We start from the raw sequence: 15,140 nt of genomic DNA on the forward strand, positions 1-15,140 counted from the left end.
CCCCCCCCCCCCCCCCCCCCCCCCCCCCCCCCCCCCCCCCCCCCCCCCCCCCCCCCCCCCCCCCCCCCCCCCCCCCCCCCCCCCCCCCGCCGCCGTCAGACCCTGATCCGCTGGCCGGGGTAGATGCGGTTCGGGTCGGCGATGACGCCCTTGTTGGCCTGCCAGATCGCGCGCCAGCTCGTGCCGTGGCGGGCGGCGATCGAGCCCAGGGTGTCGCCGGGGCGGACGGTGTAGCTGCCGCCCGAGGACGACCCGCCGGACGAGGAGCCCGACGAGGCGCGGGCCGACGAGCCGGACGACCCGGACGAGGAGCCGGTCGAGCCGGATCCCGCCGCCGGCGTGCTGCCGCTGCGCAGGTACCGGCCGCACGTCGGCCAGGCGCCGATGCCCTGGCCGACGAGCACCCGCTCCGCGACCGCGATCTGCTGCGCCGGCGTCGCCAGGTCCGCGCGGGCCGCGTACTGCGTGCCGCCGTACCCGGCCCAGGTCGCCTGCGCGAACTGGAGACCGCCGTAGTAGCCGTTCCCGGTGTTGATGTGCCAGTTCCCGCTCGACTCGCACTGCGCGACGGCGCTCCAGTCGTGCGAGGGGGCGGCGCTCGCCGGCGCGCTCAGGACGCCGAGGCCGAGGGCCCCGGCGCCCAGGGTGACCGCCCCGCCGCGCAGGATGCGGCGGACGCGGACGTGCGTGGGCTTGCGGTGTTTCGCCATGGGTGATCCTCCGATCACCGCCTGCGAGGTGAGCTGTCGGGTTCGGGCGAATCGGTGCCCGGCCGCATGGAGGCGCGGCTTCACCCCGAGACGCGCGTGCGCGTCGGTCGTGGGTCCCCCGCCTCCGTCCTCGTGTCGTGTCGAGGTCAGGCAGCCGGCGGACGGAGTTCGGCGGACCGGGGCCTGGTGCCTGGCGGATGTGCTACGCCGTGCACGGGCGGAAACGTATGGGCGCCCGGTCCGGGCGGCCCGCTGGAGCTGGCACCCCCGCGGCGTTTCGTCGGCGTGGCGGCGACAGGCCCGGGCCGGGGACGGCTGACCGTCCCCGGCCCCTCACCCTCAGTCGCGGACGAGCAGTGCCACCGGCAGCCGGCCGAGCAGCTCCGCCACCGGGAGGCCGCCGGCGTCGGAGACCAGCCGCCCGCCGGTGAGCACGTCCCGCCAGGCGCCGGTGGGCAGTTGCAGGGCGGTGTCGCCCCAGCCCGTGCGCGCCAGGGCCACCGGGAGCCGGGTCGCGACGGTCACCGCGCCGACCCGGCCCTCGGAGCCGCGGTCGAAGGCCACGAGGTGGTCGGCGGCGGGCCCGCTCACCGGCACCGGCGCGTAGCCGGTGAACAGCTCGGGGGAGTCGCGGCGCAGCCGCAGCGCCCGCGAGACCACGAGCAGCTTGGCCGCACCGGTGTCGTCGACCCCGGGCACCCAGCCCTCGTCGAGCCGGGCCAGCAGCCGGCGGCGCAGGTCGTAGTCGACCGGCCGCCGGTTGTCCGGGTCGACCAGCGAGTGGTCCCACAGCTCGGTGCCCTGGTAGACGTCCGGGACGCCGGGCAGCGTCAGCTGCAGCAGCTTCTGCGCCAGCGAGTTCGACCAGCCCGGCAGCGCGATCCGGTCGACGAACGCGGCGAGCTCGGCGCGGGTCGTCCCGTCGTCGAACGCCGCGTCGACCACCGCCCGCAGCCGCGCCTCGAACTCCGCGTCCTGGTCGGTCCAGGTGGTGGAGGTACCGGCCTCCCGCGCCGCCTTCTCCGCGAAGGCCTGCGCCCGCTCGCGGGACAGCGGCCACGCGCCCACCAGGTTCTGCCAGACCAGGTGCGCCAGCGGACGGTCGGGCAGCTCGTGGCGCTCCAGCAGGCCGCGCACCAGCGCCGCCCACTCGTCGGGCAGCTCGGCCAGGACGGCGAGCCGGGCCCGGACGTCCTCGCTGCGCTTGGTGTCGTGGGTGGACAGCGTCGTCATCGCCTGCGGCTTGCGCGCCAGCCGGTGCGCCTGCGCCGCGTGGAACTCCGCCACGGTGCCGCCGAGGTGCGCCGGGTCGCCGCCCACCTCGTTGAGCGCCACGAACCGCGCCCAGCGGTAGTAGGCGCTGTCCTCGACGCCCTTGGCCATGACCGGCCCGCTGGTCTGCTCGAACCGGGTGGCCGCCTCCGTGCCGGCCGACGCCAGCACCGGGTGCAGCGCGTCGAGGGCCGCGGTGAGGTCCGGACGCCGCGCCCGGACGGCGGCCACGGTCGCGTCCAGGTGCTCGCGGCCGTCGGGCAGGTAGCTGCGGTAGACGTCGAACGAGGCCAGCAGCTCCGCCAGCGCCTCGGTCCGGGTCGCCGTGTCGACGCCCGGCAGCTCGCCGATCACCCGCACCAGGCGGGCCACCTCCGAGCCGAGGATGCCGTCTGTGACCTCCCGCTTGGTGTCGTGCACCAGCTGCGCGTAGTCGACCCGGTGCCCGGTCAGCTCGGTGTCCAGCGCGGTCAGCGGCTCCTCGCCGGCCGGGTCGACCAGCACCTGGTCCACCTCGGACAGCGCGTCGTAGCCGGTCGTCCCGGCGCACGCCCAGCTCTCGGGCAGGTCCTCGCCGGGCTCCAGGATCTTCTCCACGACCGTCCACCGGCCGCCGGACGCCTCGGCCAGCCGGTCGAGGTAGCCCTTGGGGTCGGCCAGCCCGTCCGGGTGGTCGATCCGCAGCCCGTCGACCGCGCCCTCGCGCACCAGCTGCAGCACCAGCTCGTGCGTGGCGGCGAAGATCGCCGGGTCCTCGGCGCGCAGCCCGGCGAGGGTGTTGATCGCGAAGAACCGGCGGTAGTTGAGGTCGGAGTCCGCGCGCCGCCAGTCGACCAGCTCGTAGTGCTGCCGGTCGTGCACCTCCTGCGGGGTGCCTCCCTCGGTGCCCGGGGCGAGCGGGAAGCGGTTGTCGTAGTAGCGCAGCTCGCCGTCCACCACCTCCAGCTTCTCGACGTCGTCCGCCGAGCCGAGGACGGGGATGCGCACCCTCCCGCCGCCGAAGTCCCAGTCGATGTCGAACGCATCGGCATGGGCACTGGTGCGCCCCAGCCTCAGCACGTCCCACCACCAGGGCGCCTCGGCCGGGTCGGCGACGCCCATGTGGTTGGGCACCAGGTCGAGCACCAGGCCCAAGCCGTGCTCGTGCAGCGCCGCGACGAACCGGTCGAACGCCTCCCGGCCGCCACGCGCCTCGTCGACGTGCGCGTGGTCGACCGTGTCGTAGCCGTGCGTGCTGCCCGCCGCCGAGCGCAGCAGCGGCGAGGAGTACGCGTGGCTCACGCCCAGCGCCGCCAGGTGGTCGGCGACCGCGGCGGCGTCGTCCAGGGTGAACCCGGCGTGCACCTGCAGCCGGTAGGTCGCCGTCGGGACGTCCCGGCGGCGGTCGAGCGCCTCGGTCACGCCGTGGCCTGGAGGACGACGGTGGCGCGGGCCTGCACGGTCAGCGTCTCGCCGGCCTTCACCACGACCGGCTCCACCTGGTGCAGCTCGGCGGTGTCGACCACGACCGTCCAGCCCTCGGCGTACTCGTCCGGCGGCAGGGTGAGCTCGATCGGCTCGTGGTGGGCGTTGAACGCCAGGTAGAAGCAGTCGTCGACGACGTCCTCGCCGCGTTCGTCGGTCTCCCGGATGCCGTGGCCGTTGAGGTACATGGCCAGGGACTTGGCGAAGCCGACGTCCCAGTCCTCGTCGCTCATCAGCTCGCCGCCGGGGGTGAACCAGGCGACGTCCTGCACCGGGTCGCCCTCCTCGCGGCGCACCGGCCGGCCGTGGAAGAAGCGGCGGCGGCGGAAGGTCGGGTGCTCGGTGCGCAGCCGGGTGACCAGCTTGGTGAACTCGAGCAGCCCCTCGTCGACGGACTCCCAGTCGATCCAGGTCAGCTCGGAGTCCTGGCAGTAGCCGTTGTTGTTGCCGTTCTGGGTGCGGCCCAGCTCGTCGCCGTGCAGCAGCATCGGCACGCCCTGGCTGAGCATCAGCGTCGTCAGGAAGTTGCGCTGCTGGCGGGCGCGCAGGGCGAGCACCTCGGGGTCGTCGGTCGGTCCCTCGACACCGGAGTTCCAGCTGCGGTTGTGGCTCTCGCCGTCGTTGTTGCCCTCGCCGTTGGCCTCGTTGTGCTTCTCGTTGTAGGAGACCAGGTCGCGCATGGTGAAGCCGTCGTGCGCGGTGACGAAGTTGATGCTGGCCACCGGCCGGCGTCCGGAGTGCTTGTACAGGTCGGCCGAGCCGGAGATCCGGCTGGCGAACTCGCCGATCGTCGCGTCCTCGCCCCGCCAGAAGTCGCGGACGGTGTCGCGGTACTTGCCGTTCCACTCGGTCCACAGCGCGGGGAAGTTGCCGACCTGGTAGCCGCCGTCGCCGACGTCCCACGGCTCGGCGATGAGCTTGACCTGGCTGACCACCGGGTCCTGGTGCACCAGGTCGAAGAACGCCGACAGCCGGTCGACCTCGTGGAACTGGCGGGCCAGGGTGGAGGCGAGGTCGAAGCGGAACCCGTCGACGTGCATCTCGGTCACCCAGTAGCGCAGCGAGTCCATGATCAGCTGCAGCGACTGCGGGTGCCGGACGTTGAGCGAGTTCCCGGTGCCCGTGGTGTCCATGTAGTACTGCTCGTCGCTCTCGACCAGCCGGTAGTACGCCCGGTTGTCGATGCCCTTGAACGACAGCGTCGGGCCGTTGTGGTTGCCCTCGGCGGTGTGGTTGTAGACGACGTCGAGGATGACCTCGATGCCGGCCTCGTGCAGGGCCCGGACCATGCCCTTGAACTCCTGCACCTGCTGGCCGTCGGTGGCCTGCGCGTACTCGTTGTGCGGGGCGAAGAAGCCGATGGTGTTGTAGCCCCAGTAGTTGCGCAGGCCCTTCTGCAGCAGCGTGTCGTCCTGCACGAACTGGTGCACCGGCATCAGCTCGATCGCGGTGACGCCGAGGTCCTGCAGGTGCTCGATCACCGCCGGGTGGGCCACGCCGGCGTAGGTGCCGCGCAGCTCCTCGGGCACCCGCGGGTGGGTCATGGTCAGGCCCTTGACGTGGGCCTCGTAGATGACCGTCTTGTTGTAGGGCGTCCTCGGCGGTCGGTCGACGCCCCAGTCGAAGTACGGGTTGATCACCACGGACTTCGGCATGTGCGGGGCCGAGTCGTCGTCGTTGCGCTCGCCGCTCCCGAAGCGGTAGCCGAAGCAGGCCTCGTCCCAGTCGATCGACCCGTCGATCGCCTTGGCGTAGGGGTCGAGCAGCAGCTTGTTCGGGTTGCAGCGCTGCCCGTTCTCCGGGTCGTAGGGGCCGTGCACGCGGAAGCCGTAGCGCTGACCGGGCTGGATGCCGGGCAGGAAGGCGTGCCACACGTACCCGTCCATCTCGGGGAGCCGGATGCGCTCCTCGTTGCCGGCCTCGTCGAACAGGCACAGCTCGACCTTCTCGGCGACCTCGCTGAAGAGGGCGAAGTTGGTGCCGGTGCCGTCGTACGTCGCGCCCAACGGGTAGGCGGTGCCAGGCCACACCTGGGTCATGAACGGGTCCTCCTGCGGGATGGCCCCCTGCCGTCTCCGGGGGGCCGGTGGCCTCCCGCCGCGGCCGCCGGCGGGAGATCGGTGCGTACTGCTCCGGGGTCCCGCTTGCCCGCCGGGGGCGCCCGGCACACCTCGCCGGGGTGTCGGACCGGACACGTTCCCGACGGTCACCGGCGGGGGGAGACGACGACGCCCCCCGCGGCGGTGCCGAGGGGGGCGTCGTGCGCAGAAGGGGCGGTCCCGCCGGGGTCCGACCTCGCCCGGGCGACCCGGGTGGCGCTGGTCCCCGGCCGGGACCGCTCCTGCGCGCGGGACACTATCGGGCCGGCGCGCCCGTGACGAGCACCCGGCGCCCGCCCGCGCAACCCGCCGGTCCCACGGGGCACGGCCGTCGCACGGGCGCCGTCCCGTCACACCCGCCGTCCTGTCGCACCCCCGTCGTACCGTCGTGCGCGTGCGAGCGAAGACCGACCTGAAGCGGCCCACGCGGGGGCGGTTCCGCGTCGTCAGCGAGTTCGAGCCCTCCGGTGACCAGCCGACCGCGATCAAGGAGCTGGCGGAGCGGGTCAAGGCCGGCGAGCAGGACGTCGTGCTGCTGGGCGCCACCGGCACGGGCAAGTCGGCGACCACCGCCTGGCTGGTCGAGCAGGTGCAGCGCCCCACGCTGGTGATGGCGCCCAACAAGACCCTCGCCGCGCAGCTGGCCAACGAGTTCCGGGAGCTGTTCCCGGACAACGCCGTCGAGTACTTCGTCAGCTACTACGACTACTACCAGCCCGAGGCCTACGTCCCGCAGACGGACACCTACATCGAGAAGGACTCCTCGATCAACGAGGAGGTCGAGCGGCTGCGGCACTCGGCGACCAACAGCCTGTTCACCCGGCGCGACGTCATCGTGGTCGCCACCGTCTCCTGCATCTACGGCCTGGGCACGCCCGAGGAGTACGTCGAGCGGGCGCTGAAGATCAAGGTGGGGGAGGAGCGCGACCGCGACGAGCTGCTGCGCACCCTGGTCACCGAGCAGTACACCCGCAACGACCTGTCGTTCACCCGGGGCACGTTCCGCGTCCGCGGCGACACGATCGAGGTCTTCCCGGTCTACGAGGAGCTCGCGGTCCGGATCGAGATGTTCGGCGACGAGGTCGAGCGGCTGTACTACCTGCACCCGCTCACCGGCGAGGTCGTGCGCGAGGTCGACGAGCTGTTCGTGTTCCCGGCCACCCACTACGCCGCCGGCCCGGAGCGGATGGAGCGGGCGATCGCCTCCATCGAGGCCGAGCTGGAGCAGCGGCTGGCCGAGCTGGAGCGGCAGGGCAAGCTGCTGGAGGCACAGCGGCTGCGCATGCGCACCACCTACGACATCGAGATGATGCGCCAGGTCGGCTTCTGCTCCGGCATCGAGAACTACTCCCGGCACATCGACGGCCGCGCCCCCGGCTCGGCCGGCTCCTGCCTGCTCGACTACTTCCCCGACGACTTCCTGCTGGTCATCGACGAGTCGCACGTGACCGTGCCGCAGATCGGCGGCATGTACGAGGGCGACATGAGCCGCAAGCGGACGCTGGTGGAGCACGGCTTCCGGCTGCCGTCGGCGATGGACAACCGGCCGCTGAAGTGGGAGGAGTTCACCGACCGGATCGGGCAGACGGTCTACCTGTCGGCGACCCCCGGCCCCTACGAGCTGGGCCGCTCCGGCGGCGAGTTCGTCGAGCAGGTCATCCGCCCGACCGGCCTGATCGACCCCGAGGTCGTGGTCAAGCCGACCAAGGGCCAGATCGACGACCTGGTGCACGAGATCCGGCTGCGCACCGAGCGGGACGAGCGCGTGCTGGTCACCACGCTGACCAAGAAGATGGCCGAGGACCTCACCGACTACCTGCTCGAGATGGGCATCAAGGTCCGGTACCTGCACTCCGAGGTCGACACGCTGCGCCGGGTCGAGCTGCTCCGTGAGCTGCGCCAGGGCGAGTACGACGTGCTGGTCGGCATCAACCTGCTGCGCGAGGGCCTGGACCTGCCGGAGGTCTCGCTGGTGGCGATCCTGGACGCCGACAAGGAGGGCTTCCTCCGGTCGGGCACCTCGCTGATCCAGACCATCGGCCGCGCGGCGCGCAACGTCTCCGGCCAGGTGCACATGTACGCCGACAAGATCACCCCGTCGATGGCGCAGGCGATCGAGGAGACCAACCGGCGCCGCGAGAAGCAGATCGCCTACAACACCGAGCACGGCATCGACCCGCAGCCGCTGCGGAAGAAGATCGTCGACATCCTCGACGGCATCTACCGCGAGGCGGAGGACGGCGCGGCCGGCGAGCTGCTCGGCGGCTCCGGACGGCAGCAGTCCCGCGGCAAGTCGCCGGTGCCCGGGCTGTCGTCGAAGGCGAAGGGCAAGGCGGGCGCGATCGACGTCCAGGGGCTGCCGCGCAACGAGCTGGCCGACCTCATCACGCAGATGAACGACCAGATGCTGGCCGCCGCCCGCGAGCTGCAGTTCGAGGTCGCCGCCCGGCTGCGCGACGAGCTGGCCGAGCTGAAGAAGGAGCTGCGCCAGCTCGACGCCGCCCACGCCTGAGGGAGAGCCGTCCGCCCCTGTCGCGGGGGTCCCGGCGCCGCGACGCTCTGGCCCCTGAGCACACGGAGCGTCGCGACAGGGGAGGGCGTCATGGGAACCCTGGTGCCGGAGTTCGAGTACACCGTCGACGTGGGGACTGCCCACGAGGTCGGCGCCGGCCCGCTCGGCCACCGGATCTGCATCACGGTCGACGGCGGTGAACTGGCCGGGGACCGCCTCAAGGGCCGGTTCGTGGGGGCCGCGGCCGACTGGATCCTCATCGGGTCCGACGGCTACGGCCGGCTGGACGTGCGCGCCACCCTCGAGACGGTCGACGGCGCGTACGTCTTCTTCCGCTATCCCGGCGTGCTCGAGATGACCGAGGCCGTGCAGGCGATCCTCGCCGGGGCCTCCGACTCGACCGAGGTCGGCGACCAGTACTTCGTCACCACGCCGATCCTGGAGTGCGGCGACGAGCGCTACGCGTGGGTCAACCAGGCGGTGTTCGTGGGCGAGGGCCGGTTCCTCCCCGGCCCGCGCGTCCAGTACCGCGTCTCACGCGTCGCCCACGGCTGAGGCCGCGCGCCACCCCACGGGCCCGACCGCCGTAGCCGCCGGTTCGGCAGGATGGCGGCCGTGCAGCGGGAGGAGCTGGTGACGTACTGCCTGGCCAAGCCGGGGGCCGAGGAGACCCACCCCTGGGGCGAGGAGGAGCTGGTCGCCAAGGTCGGCGGCAAGGCGTTCGCCTTCCTCGGGCCGGCCACGGTCGGGGTGAAGTGCGGCCGGGACGCCGCCGAGGCCGCCGAGTGGCGGGACCGCTACCCCGGCGCCGTCACGGTCAGCTCCTACATCGGCCGGTACGGGTGGAACGCCGTCGACTTCACCGGCCCCGTGCCCGACGACGAGGTGCGGGAGCTGGTCGACGCCTCCTACGACGCGATCGTCGCGGCGCTGCCAAAGGGCAAGCGACCCGTCTGAGACGCGGATCACATCCCGACGGGAACTCCGCGCCAGGCCGAGGCGTTCTCCCCGACGAGACCGCCTGACGCGACGGCCCGGTGCTGTGCGCCCGGAACCGGCGCGGAGGCGGCCTCACCGTGGAGGGGAGTATCCCCCGCGGCAGTGTCGTCAGTACGAGGTCCCGTGACCTCCGGCGCTGCCGGTCGCGAGGCCCTGGGCCTGCGGCGGGAGAGACCTCCGGTACCGACACCCGTCTGTCGACCGGAGGAACTTCTTCGTGGACGTCCCCACCTGGGTCTGGGCCCTGACGATCGCCGCGATCGTCGGCATGCTGCTGTTCGACTTCATCGGCCACGTGCGCACGCCGCACGCGCCGACCCTGCGCGAGGCCGCCATCTGGTCGGCGGTCTACGTCGGCATCGCCGTCCTCTTCGGCGTCGGCGTCTTCTGGTTCGCCGGCGCCCAGTACGGCGGGGAGTACTTCGCCGGCTACATCACCGAGAAGAGCCTCTCGGTCGACAACCTCTTCGTCTTCGTCCTGATCATGGCGAGCTTCGGGGTGCCCCGGGAGCTGCAGCAGAAGGTGCTGCTGTTCGGCATCACCTTCGCGCTGGTGCTGCGGACCGTCTTCATCCTGGTCGGCGCGGCCGCGATCGAGAACTTCAGCTGGGTCTTCTACCTGTTCGGCGCGATCCTCATCTACACCGCCTGGCTCCAGGCGCGCGGCGGGCACAGCCACGACGAGTCGTTCAAGGAGAACGCGGTCCTGCGGTTCAGCCGCCGGCACCTGCGGACGACCGACGAGTACCACTCCGACCGGCTGTCCGTGCGCGTCGACGGGCGCCGCCTGCTGACGCCGCTGGCGATCGCGCTGCTCGCCATCGGCAGCGCCGACATCATCTTCGCCGTCGACTCGATCCCGGCGATCTTCGGCCTGACCCAGGAGACCTTCCTGGTGTTCACCGCGAACGCCTTCTCGCTGCTGGGCCTGCGGCAGCTGTTCTTCCTGATCGACGGCCTGCTCGACCGGCTGGTGTACCTCTCCTACGGCCTCGCCGTCATCCTCGGCTTCATCGGCGCCAAGCTGGTCATCCACGCGCTGCACACCAACGAGCTGCCCTTCGTCAACGGCGGCGAGCACGTGACCGCCATCCCGGAGATCCCGACCTGGCTGTCGCTGACGGTCATCCTGGTCACCCTGCTGGTCACCACCGTGGCGAGCCTGCTGAAGGACCGCCGCACCCGGGCCGCCGCCCGCGGCGCCGGCGCCGTGCCCGCCCCGGCGGAGCCCGCCGCGGCCGTCGCCGGCGGCACCGGCTCGGCCGACGACGACCGGGACGACGACGGCGTGCCCGCCGACGCCACCCCGGGCGCGCGGTGAGCGCGCCGCCGCTGGACCGCCCCCGGCCCGCCGACGGGCCCTCCGCCCGGCTGGCCACCGCCCTGCAGCTGGCCGACGAGCTCGCCGACGTGGCCCGCGCGACCGACCGGGTCGCCGCGCGGATCGAGCAGGTCACCGGTCTGCGGCGCGGCGAGCTGGCGGCGCTGCTCGCCGTCGACGAGGGCGCCCGGCACCCGCGGGCGGTGGCGCGGCGCAGCGGTCAGGTCGACGACGCCGGCGACGCCACCATCCAGGCGCTGCTCCGCCGGGGCCTGCTCCGGCGGGGTCGCGGCCCCGGCGCCGCGCACCGGGCGGGCGCCGAGCCCCCGCTCGAGGTCACCGAGGCGGGCCGGGTCGTCCTGCAGCAGGCCGAGGGCCTGCGGATCCGGGTGCTCGACGCGCTGGTGGGCGCGCTCGGCCCGGCCGACACGGCCGTGCTGCGCGCCGCCGCCGGGGCGCTGACCGGCGCCCTCGCCGGCGCGCTGGACGGGACCGGCGGGGCGCGCCGCGCGGGCTGCCTCGAAAACGACTCCCGGGAGGTCGGCGCCGGGTCCGGCCCGTAGAGTCGTCAGTCGTGCACGAGCTCCCCGTCTGGTTCGAGGTCGCGACCTTCGTGGGGCTGACCGTCCTGCTGCTCGCCGACCTGATCATCGTCGCCCGCCGCCCGCACGAGCCCTCCTTCAAGGAGGCCGGCCTCTGGGTCAGCTTCTACGTGGCGCTGGCGCTGGTCTTCGGCGCGGTCTTCTGGGCGATCACCGACGCGCAGTTCGCGACCGAGTTCTACGCGGGCTGGCTGACCGAGTACTCGCTGTCGGTCGACAACCTGTTCGTGTTCGTGATCATCATGGCGCGGTTCCGCGTCCCCCGGCACCTCCAGCAGGAGGTGCTCATGGTCGGGATCATCATCGCGCTGGTCCTGCGCGGCATCTTCATCCTGCTCGGCGCGGCCCTGATCACCCGCTTCACCTGGGTCTTCTACATCTTCGGCGCCTTCCTCGTGTACACCGCGATCAACCTGGTCCGGCACCGCGGCGAGGACGAGGACTACGAGGAGAACGCCTTCATCCGGTCGATGCGCCGGGTGCTGCCCATCACCTCCGAGTTCCAGGGCGCGAAGCTCCGGGTCACCGAGGCGGGCCGCAAGATGTGGACGCCGATGATCATCGTCTTCCTGGCGCTCGGCACCACCGACCTCGTCTTCGCCCTCGACAGCATCCCGGCGATCTTCGGGCTCACCCGCGAGCCGTTCATCGTGTTCACGGCGAACGTGTTCGCGCTCATGGGTCTGCGGCAGCTGTACTTCCTGCTCGGCGGGCTGCTCCAGCGGCTGGTCTACCTCTCGCTGGGCCTGGCGGTGATCCTCGCCTTCATCGGCGTCAAGCTGGTGATGGAGGCGCTGCACGAGAACTCGCTGCCGTTCATCAACGGCGGTGAGCACATCGACGCGGTGCCGACGATCCCGATCTGGCTGTCGCTGACGATCATCCTCGGCGTCATCCTCATCGCGACCGTCGCCAGCCTGGTCAAGACCCGCGGGCAGCTGGTCCAGCCGCCGAAGGCCACCGAGGCCGCCGAGAGCACGACCGCCGTCGGGCCGGCCGCCTCCGCCGAGGCCGAGCGGCGCCTGGCGGAGACCGCGGCGGACGGGGACGAGCGCCGGGGGCACTGAGCGCCGCCCGCTAGCGTCGGCGCCGATGCGCCCCGACGACCTCGCCCTGCTGCGCACGCTGGGCCCCCCGGCCGTCGCCCCGGACGGGCGCATCGCCGTCGTCGCCGTCACCCGGCCCGACCCGGCGGGGAACCGGTACCGCAGCCAGCTGTGGGCCGTCCCCACCGACGGGTCGGCCCCGGCCCGCCCGCTGACCACCGGCGGGCGGGACACGGCGCCGGCGTTCTCGCCCGACGGCCGCTGGCTCGCCTACCTCGGCGCGTCCGGCGACGAGCCGCCGCAGCTGCACGTCCTCCCCACGGCCGGCGGCGCCCCGCGGCGGCTGACCGACGCGCCGCTGGGCGCCGGGACGCCGGTGTGGTCCCCGGACTCGCGGCGGCTGGCCTGGACCGCCCGCGTCGACACGACGGGCGAGGACGCGGACGCCGACGCCCCACGGCTGATCACCGCGCTCCGGTACCGGCTCGACGGCGTCGGGTACCTGGCCGGCCGGCACAGCCAGGTGCACGTGCTGGACCTGCCCGGCGACCTGGACGACGACGCCGCGGCCGTCCCCGCGCCCGCGGTGGTCACCCGCGGGGACGCCGACTGCGCCGACGTGTGCTGGCGCCCCGACGGGACCGAGCTCGCCTTCGTGTCGGCCCGGCACGCCACCGCCGACCGCGACCTGCACACCGACGTCTTCGCCGTCCGCCCGGACGGGTCGGGGCTGCGCCGGGTCACCGGCTCGCGGGCGCTGTGCAGCCGCCCGGCCTGGTCGCCCGACGGCGGGCACCTCTACGTCACCGCCGTGCCCGACCTGGGCCCCGACGGCCTCGACGTGGCCGGCCGGGCGCACACCCTCTGCCGGGTCCCGGCCGGCGGCGGTGACCTCGTGCCGCTGCTCGACCCGGCCGCCGACGCCCGCGGCGACGAGACGCCCGGCACCGTCGTCACCGACCGCGGGGTGCTGGTCGGCGTCCAGCGGCGGGGGGCCGTGGCGCTGCTGCGCGTCCCGCCCGGCGGGGGAGCGCCGGAGACGCTGGTCGACGGGCCGTTCACCGTCCGCGGCGTGGGCGCCGGCGGCGGGGTCGTCGTGGCGACGGTCGCGCACGACGGCTCGGCCGGGGAGCTCGTCGCGATCACGCCGGGACGGCGGCGGCTGCTCACCGGGTTCGGCTCCGCGCTGGCCGCCACCGGGCGCGTGCACCGGGCCCGCGAGTACACGGCGACCGCCCCGGACGGCGCCCCGGTGCACGGGTGGGTGACGCTGCCCGACGGGCCGGGGCCGCACCCGGTGCTGCTGCTGGTCCACGGCGGGCCGTTCGCCCAGTGCGGCTGGACCCTGCTGGACGACGTGCAGGTGCCGGTCACCGCCGGCTACGCGGTCGTGCAGTGCAACCCGCGCGGCTCCTCCGGCTACGGCGAGGAGCACGCCCGCGCCATCCGCGGGGCGTGGGGGAGCCGGGACGCCGACGACGTGCTCGCCTTCCTCGACGCGGCCCTGGCGGATGCCGGCCTGGACCTGGACGCCGGGCGGGTGGGCATCGCGGGCGGCTCCTACGGCGGCTACCTGACCGCGCTGCTGATCGGCCGGACGACGCGCTTCGCCTGCGCCGTGGTCGAGCGCGCCCTCACCGACCCGGCCGGCTTCGTCGGCACCTCCGACGTCGGCTGGTACGAGGTGGACCAGCACCTGGGCACCGACCCCGACCGGCTGGCCGCGCAGAGCCCGATGGCGGGCGCGGCCGGGGTCACCACGCCGACGCTGGTCGTCCACGGCGAGGAGGACCTGCGCTGCCCCGCGGAGCAGGGCCGGCAGTTCTACGTCGCGCTCAAGCGCCGCGGCGTCCCGGCCGAGCTGCTGCTGCTCCCCGGCGAGGGCCACGAGTACTCCCGCTCCGGCCGGCCGCGCACCCGGACCGCCCGGTTCGAGCACCTGCTGCGCTGGTGGGGCCGCTGGCTGGCGCCCGTGCCGGGGGAGCGGTGAGCCCGGTCCCGGTGCTCGGCCGGCGGGCGCTCGGGCGGGCCACGCTCGCCCGTCAGCTGCTGCTCGACCGCGCCGCCGTACCGGCCGGGGACGCCCTCCGCTCCCTGGTCGGGCTGCAGGCTCAGGTCCCCCGGGTGCCGCACCTGGCCCTGTGGGACCGGCTGGCCGGCTACGACCCGGCCGAGCTGGACGCGCTGCTGACCGCCGGCCGGGTGGTCCGCACGCCCCTGATGCGGACCACCATCCACGCCGTCCCGGTCGACGACGCCCTGGCGCTGCGCCCGCTGCTGCAGCCGGTGCTCGACCGCACCTTCGCGAGCACCGCCTGGGGGCAGCGGCTGCGCGGGCGCGACGTCACCGCGGTGGTCGCCGAGGCCGCCGCCCTGCTCGCCGAGCGGCCGCTCGGGCGCGCCGCCCTGGCCCGCGAGCTGGCCCGGCGCCACCCGGGGCTCGACGCGGAGGCGGTCGCGTTCGGCGTGAGCTACCGGGTGCCGTGGGTGCAGCCGCCACCGCGCGGGCTGTGGCGGGGGAGCGGCGCGGCCGTGATGGCCCCGCTCGCCGCGGCGGCGGCCGGCCGGGAGGTCCCGGCCGCGTCCCCGGAGGAGCTGGTGCTGCGCTACCTGCGGGCCTTCGGTCCGGCCACCGTCGCCGACGTCCAGGCCTGGTGCGGGCTCACCCGGCTGCGGGAGGTGGTCGAGCGGCTGGGCGATCGACTCCGCGCGTTCCGCGGGGAGGACGGCGCCGAGCTGGTCGACGTCCCCGACGGCCCGCTGCCGGACCCGGACACCCCGGCCCCGGTCCGCTTCCTGGCCGAGTACGACAACGCCACGCTGGGGTACGCCGACCGCCGGCGGGTGGTCGCCGACGCCGATCACGTGCTGCTGCCCGGCGGCCCGGGCGGCTGGACCGGCACGCTGCTCGTCGACGGCCTCGTGCGGGCCACCTGGGCGGCGCGGCGGGACGGCGACGCGACGGTGCTGGTGGTCCGCGCCTCGGGCCCGCTGTCGGCGGCCGAGCGGGACGAGGTGCGGGCCGAGGGCGCCCGCCTGCTCGGCTTCCTCGCGCCGGGCCGGCCCGCCGACGTCCGCTTCGGCGACGCCTGACCGGGGGGCGCCGCGACCCCGG

The 15,140-nt window shown here is 74.1% G+C and carries 11 protein-coding genes and 1 riboswitch; of the genes, 8 read left to right on the forward strand and 3 right to left on the reverse strand.

Going from position 1 to position 15,140, the window contains the following annotated elements:
* Positions 1 to 95: 95 nt before the first annotated feature.
* From ACI79F_RS18625 to glgX, 3 genes are all read right to left on the reverse strand, one after another.
* Complete coding sequence (locus ACI79F_RS18625) at positions 96 to 710, reverse strand: transglycosylase family protein (RefSeq protein WP_456543257.1); 615 nt, start codon at positions 708 to 710, stop codon at positions 96 to 98.
* 3 nt (positions 711 to 713) lie between these two features.
* A riboswitch (cyclic di-AMP (ydaO/yuaA leader) is annotated at positions 714 to 873 on the reverse strand.
* A 176-nt stretch (positions 874 to 1,049) separates the two neighbouring features.
* On the reverse strand, positions 1,050 to 3,383 hold the full coding sequence (gene treY, locus ACI79F_RS18630; protein ID WP_456543256.1) for a malto-oligosyltrehalose synthase: 2,334 nt from the start codon (positions 3,381 to 3,383) through the stop codon (positions 1,050 to 1,052).
* Positions 3,380 to 5,485: a glycogen debranching protein GlgX gene (glgX, locus tag ACI79F_RS18635; RefSeq protein WP_456543255.1), complete on the reverse strand. Its 2,106-nt coding sequence runs from the start codon at positions 5,483 to 5,485 to the stop codon at positions 3,380 to 3,382. Before glgX ends, treY begins: the two co-directional genes overlap by 4 nt.
* A 454-nt stretch (positions 5,486 to 5,939) precedes the next feature.
* Here glgX and uvrB point away from each other — a divergent pair, with 454 nt between their 5' ends.
* The 8 genes from uvrB (at position 5,940) to ACI79F_RS18675 (ending at position 15,118) form a co-directional block, all read left to right on the forward strand.
* The gene (gene uvrB, locus ACI79F_RS18640) at positions 5,940 to 8,057 is read left to right on the forward strand and encodes an excinuclease ABC subunit UvrB (protein ID WP_456543254.1); all 2,118 of its coding nucleotides are present in this window, start codon (positions 5,940 to 5,942) and stop codon (positions 8,055 to 8,057) included.
* 90 nt (positions 8,058 to 8,147) lie between these two features.
* Positions 8,148 to 8,612 carry a DUF3237 domain-containing protein gene (locus tag ACI79F_RS18645; protein ID WP_456543253.1) on the forward strand — a complete coding sequence of 155 codons (465 nt, stop codon included), beginning with the start codon at positions 8,148 to 8,150 and terminating at the stop codon, positions 8,610 to 8,612.
* A 60-nt stretch (positions 8,613 to 8,672) separates the two neighbouring features.
* Positions 8,673 to 9,014: an MmcQ/YjbR family DNA-binding protein gene (locus tag ACI79F_RS18650; protein WP_456543252.1), complete on the forward strand. Its 342-nt coding sequence runs from the start codon at positions 8,673 to 8,675 to the stop codon at positions 9,012 to 9,014.
* A 259-nt stretch (positions 9,015 to 9,273) separates the two neighbouring features.
* Entirely contained in the window at positions 9,274 to 10,377 is a 1,104-nt protein-coding gene (locus ACI79F_RS18655) for a TerC family protein (protein WP_456543251.1), read from the forward strand.
* Positions 10,374 to 10,940 (forward strand): hypothetical protein, encoded by a 567-nt coding sequence (locus ACI79F_RS18660; RefSeq protein WP_456543250.1) that lies wholly within the window; start codon positions 10,374 to 10,376, stop codon positions 10,938 to 10,940. Before ACI79F_RS18655 ends, ACI79F_RS18660 begins: the two co-directional genes overlap by 4 nt.
* Positions 10,941 to 10,951: 11 nt before the next feature.
* The gene (locus tag ACI79F_RS18665) at positions 10,952 to 12,046 is read left to right on the forward strand and encodes a TerC family protein (protein WP_456543249.1); all 1,095 of its coding nucleotides are present in this window, start codon (positions 10,952 to 10,954) and stop codon (positions 12,044 to 12,046) included.
* A 25-nt stretch (positions 12,047 to 12,071) separates the two neighbouring features.
* Positions 12,072 to 14,015, forward strand: coding sequence for a S9 family peptidase (locus tag ACI79F_RS18670; RefSeq protein WP_456543248.1), 1,944 nt, complete (start codon positions 12,072 to 12,074; stop codon positions 14,013 to 14,015).
* The gene (locus ACI79F_RS18675) at positions 14,012 to 15,118 is read left to right on the forward strand and encodes a winged helix DNA-binding domain-containing protein (protein WP_456543247.1); all 1,107 of its coding nucleotides are present in this window, start codon (positions 14,012 to 14,014) and stop codon (positions 15,116 to 15,118) included. The genes ACI79F_RS18670 and ACI79F_RS18675 overlap by 4 nt, the downstream gene beginning before the upstream one ends.
* Positions 15,119 to 15,140: the final 22 nt, after the last annotated feature.

This window comes from Blastococcus sp. SYSU D00868 (assembly GCF_054050575.1).

Bases quoted from the DNA above. Each gene is read 5' to 3' on its own strand.
- glgX (WP_456543255.1), bottom strand. From the start codon at position 5,485: ATGACCCAGGTGTGGCCTGGCACCGCCTACCCGTTGGGCGCGACGTAC.
- ACI79F_RS18670 (WP_456543248.1), top strand. From the start codon at position 12,072: ATGCGCCCCGACGACCTCGCCCTGCTGCGCACGCTGGGCCCCCCGGCC.
- ACI79F_RS18625 (WP_456543257.1), bottom strand. From the start codon at position 710: ATGGCGAAACACCGCAAGCCCACGCACGTCCGCGTCCGCCGCATCCTG.
- ACI79F_RS18645 (WP_456543253.1), top strand. From the start codon at position 8,148: ATGGGAACCCTGGTGCCGGAGTTCGAGTACACCGTCGACGTGGGGACT.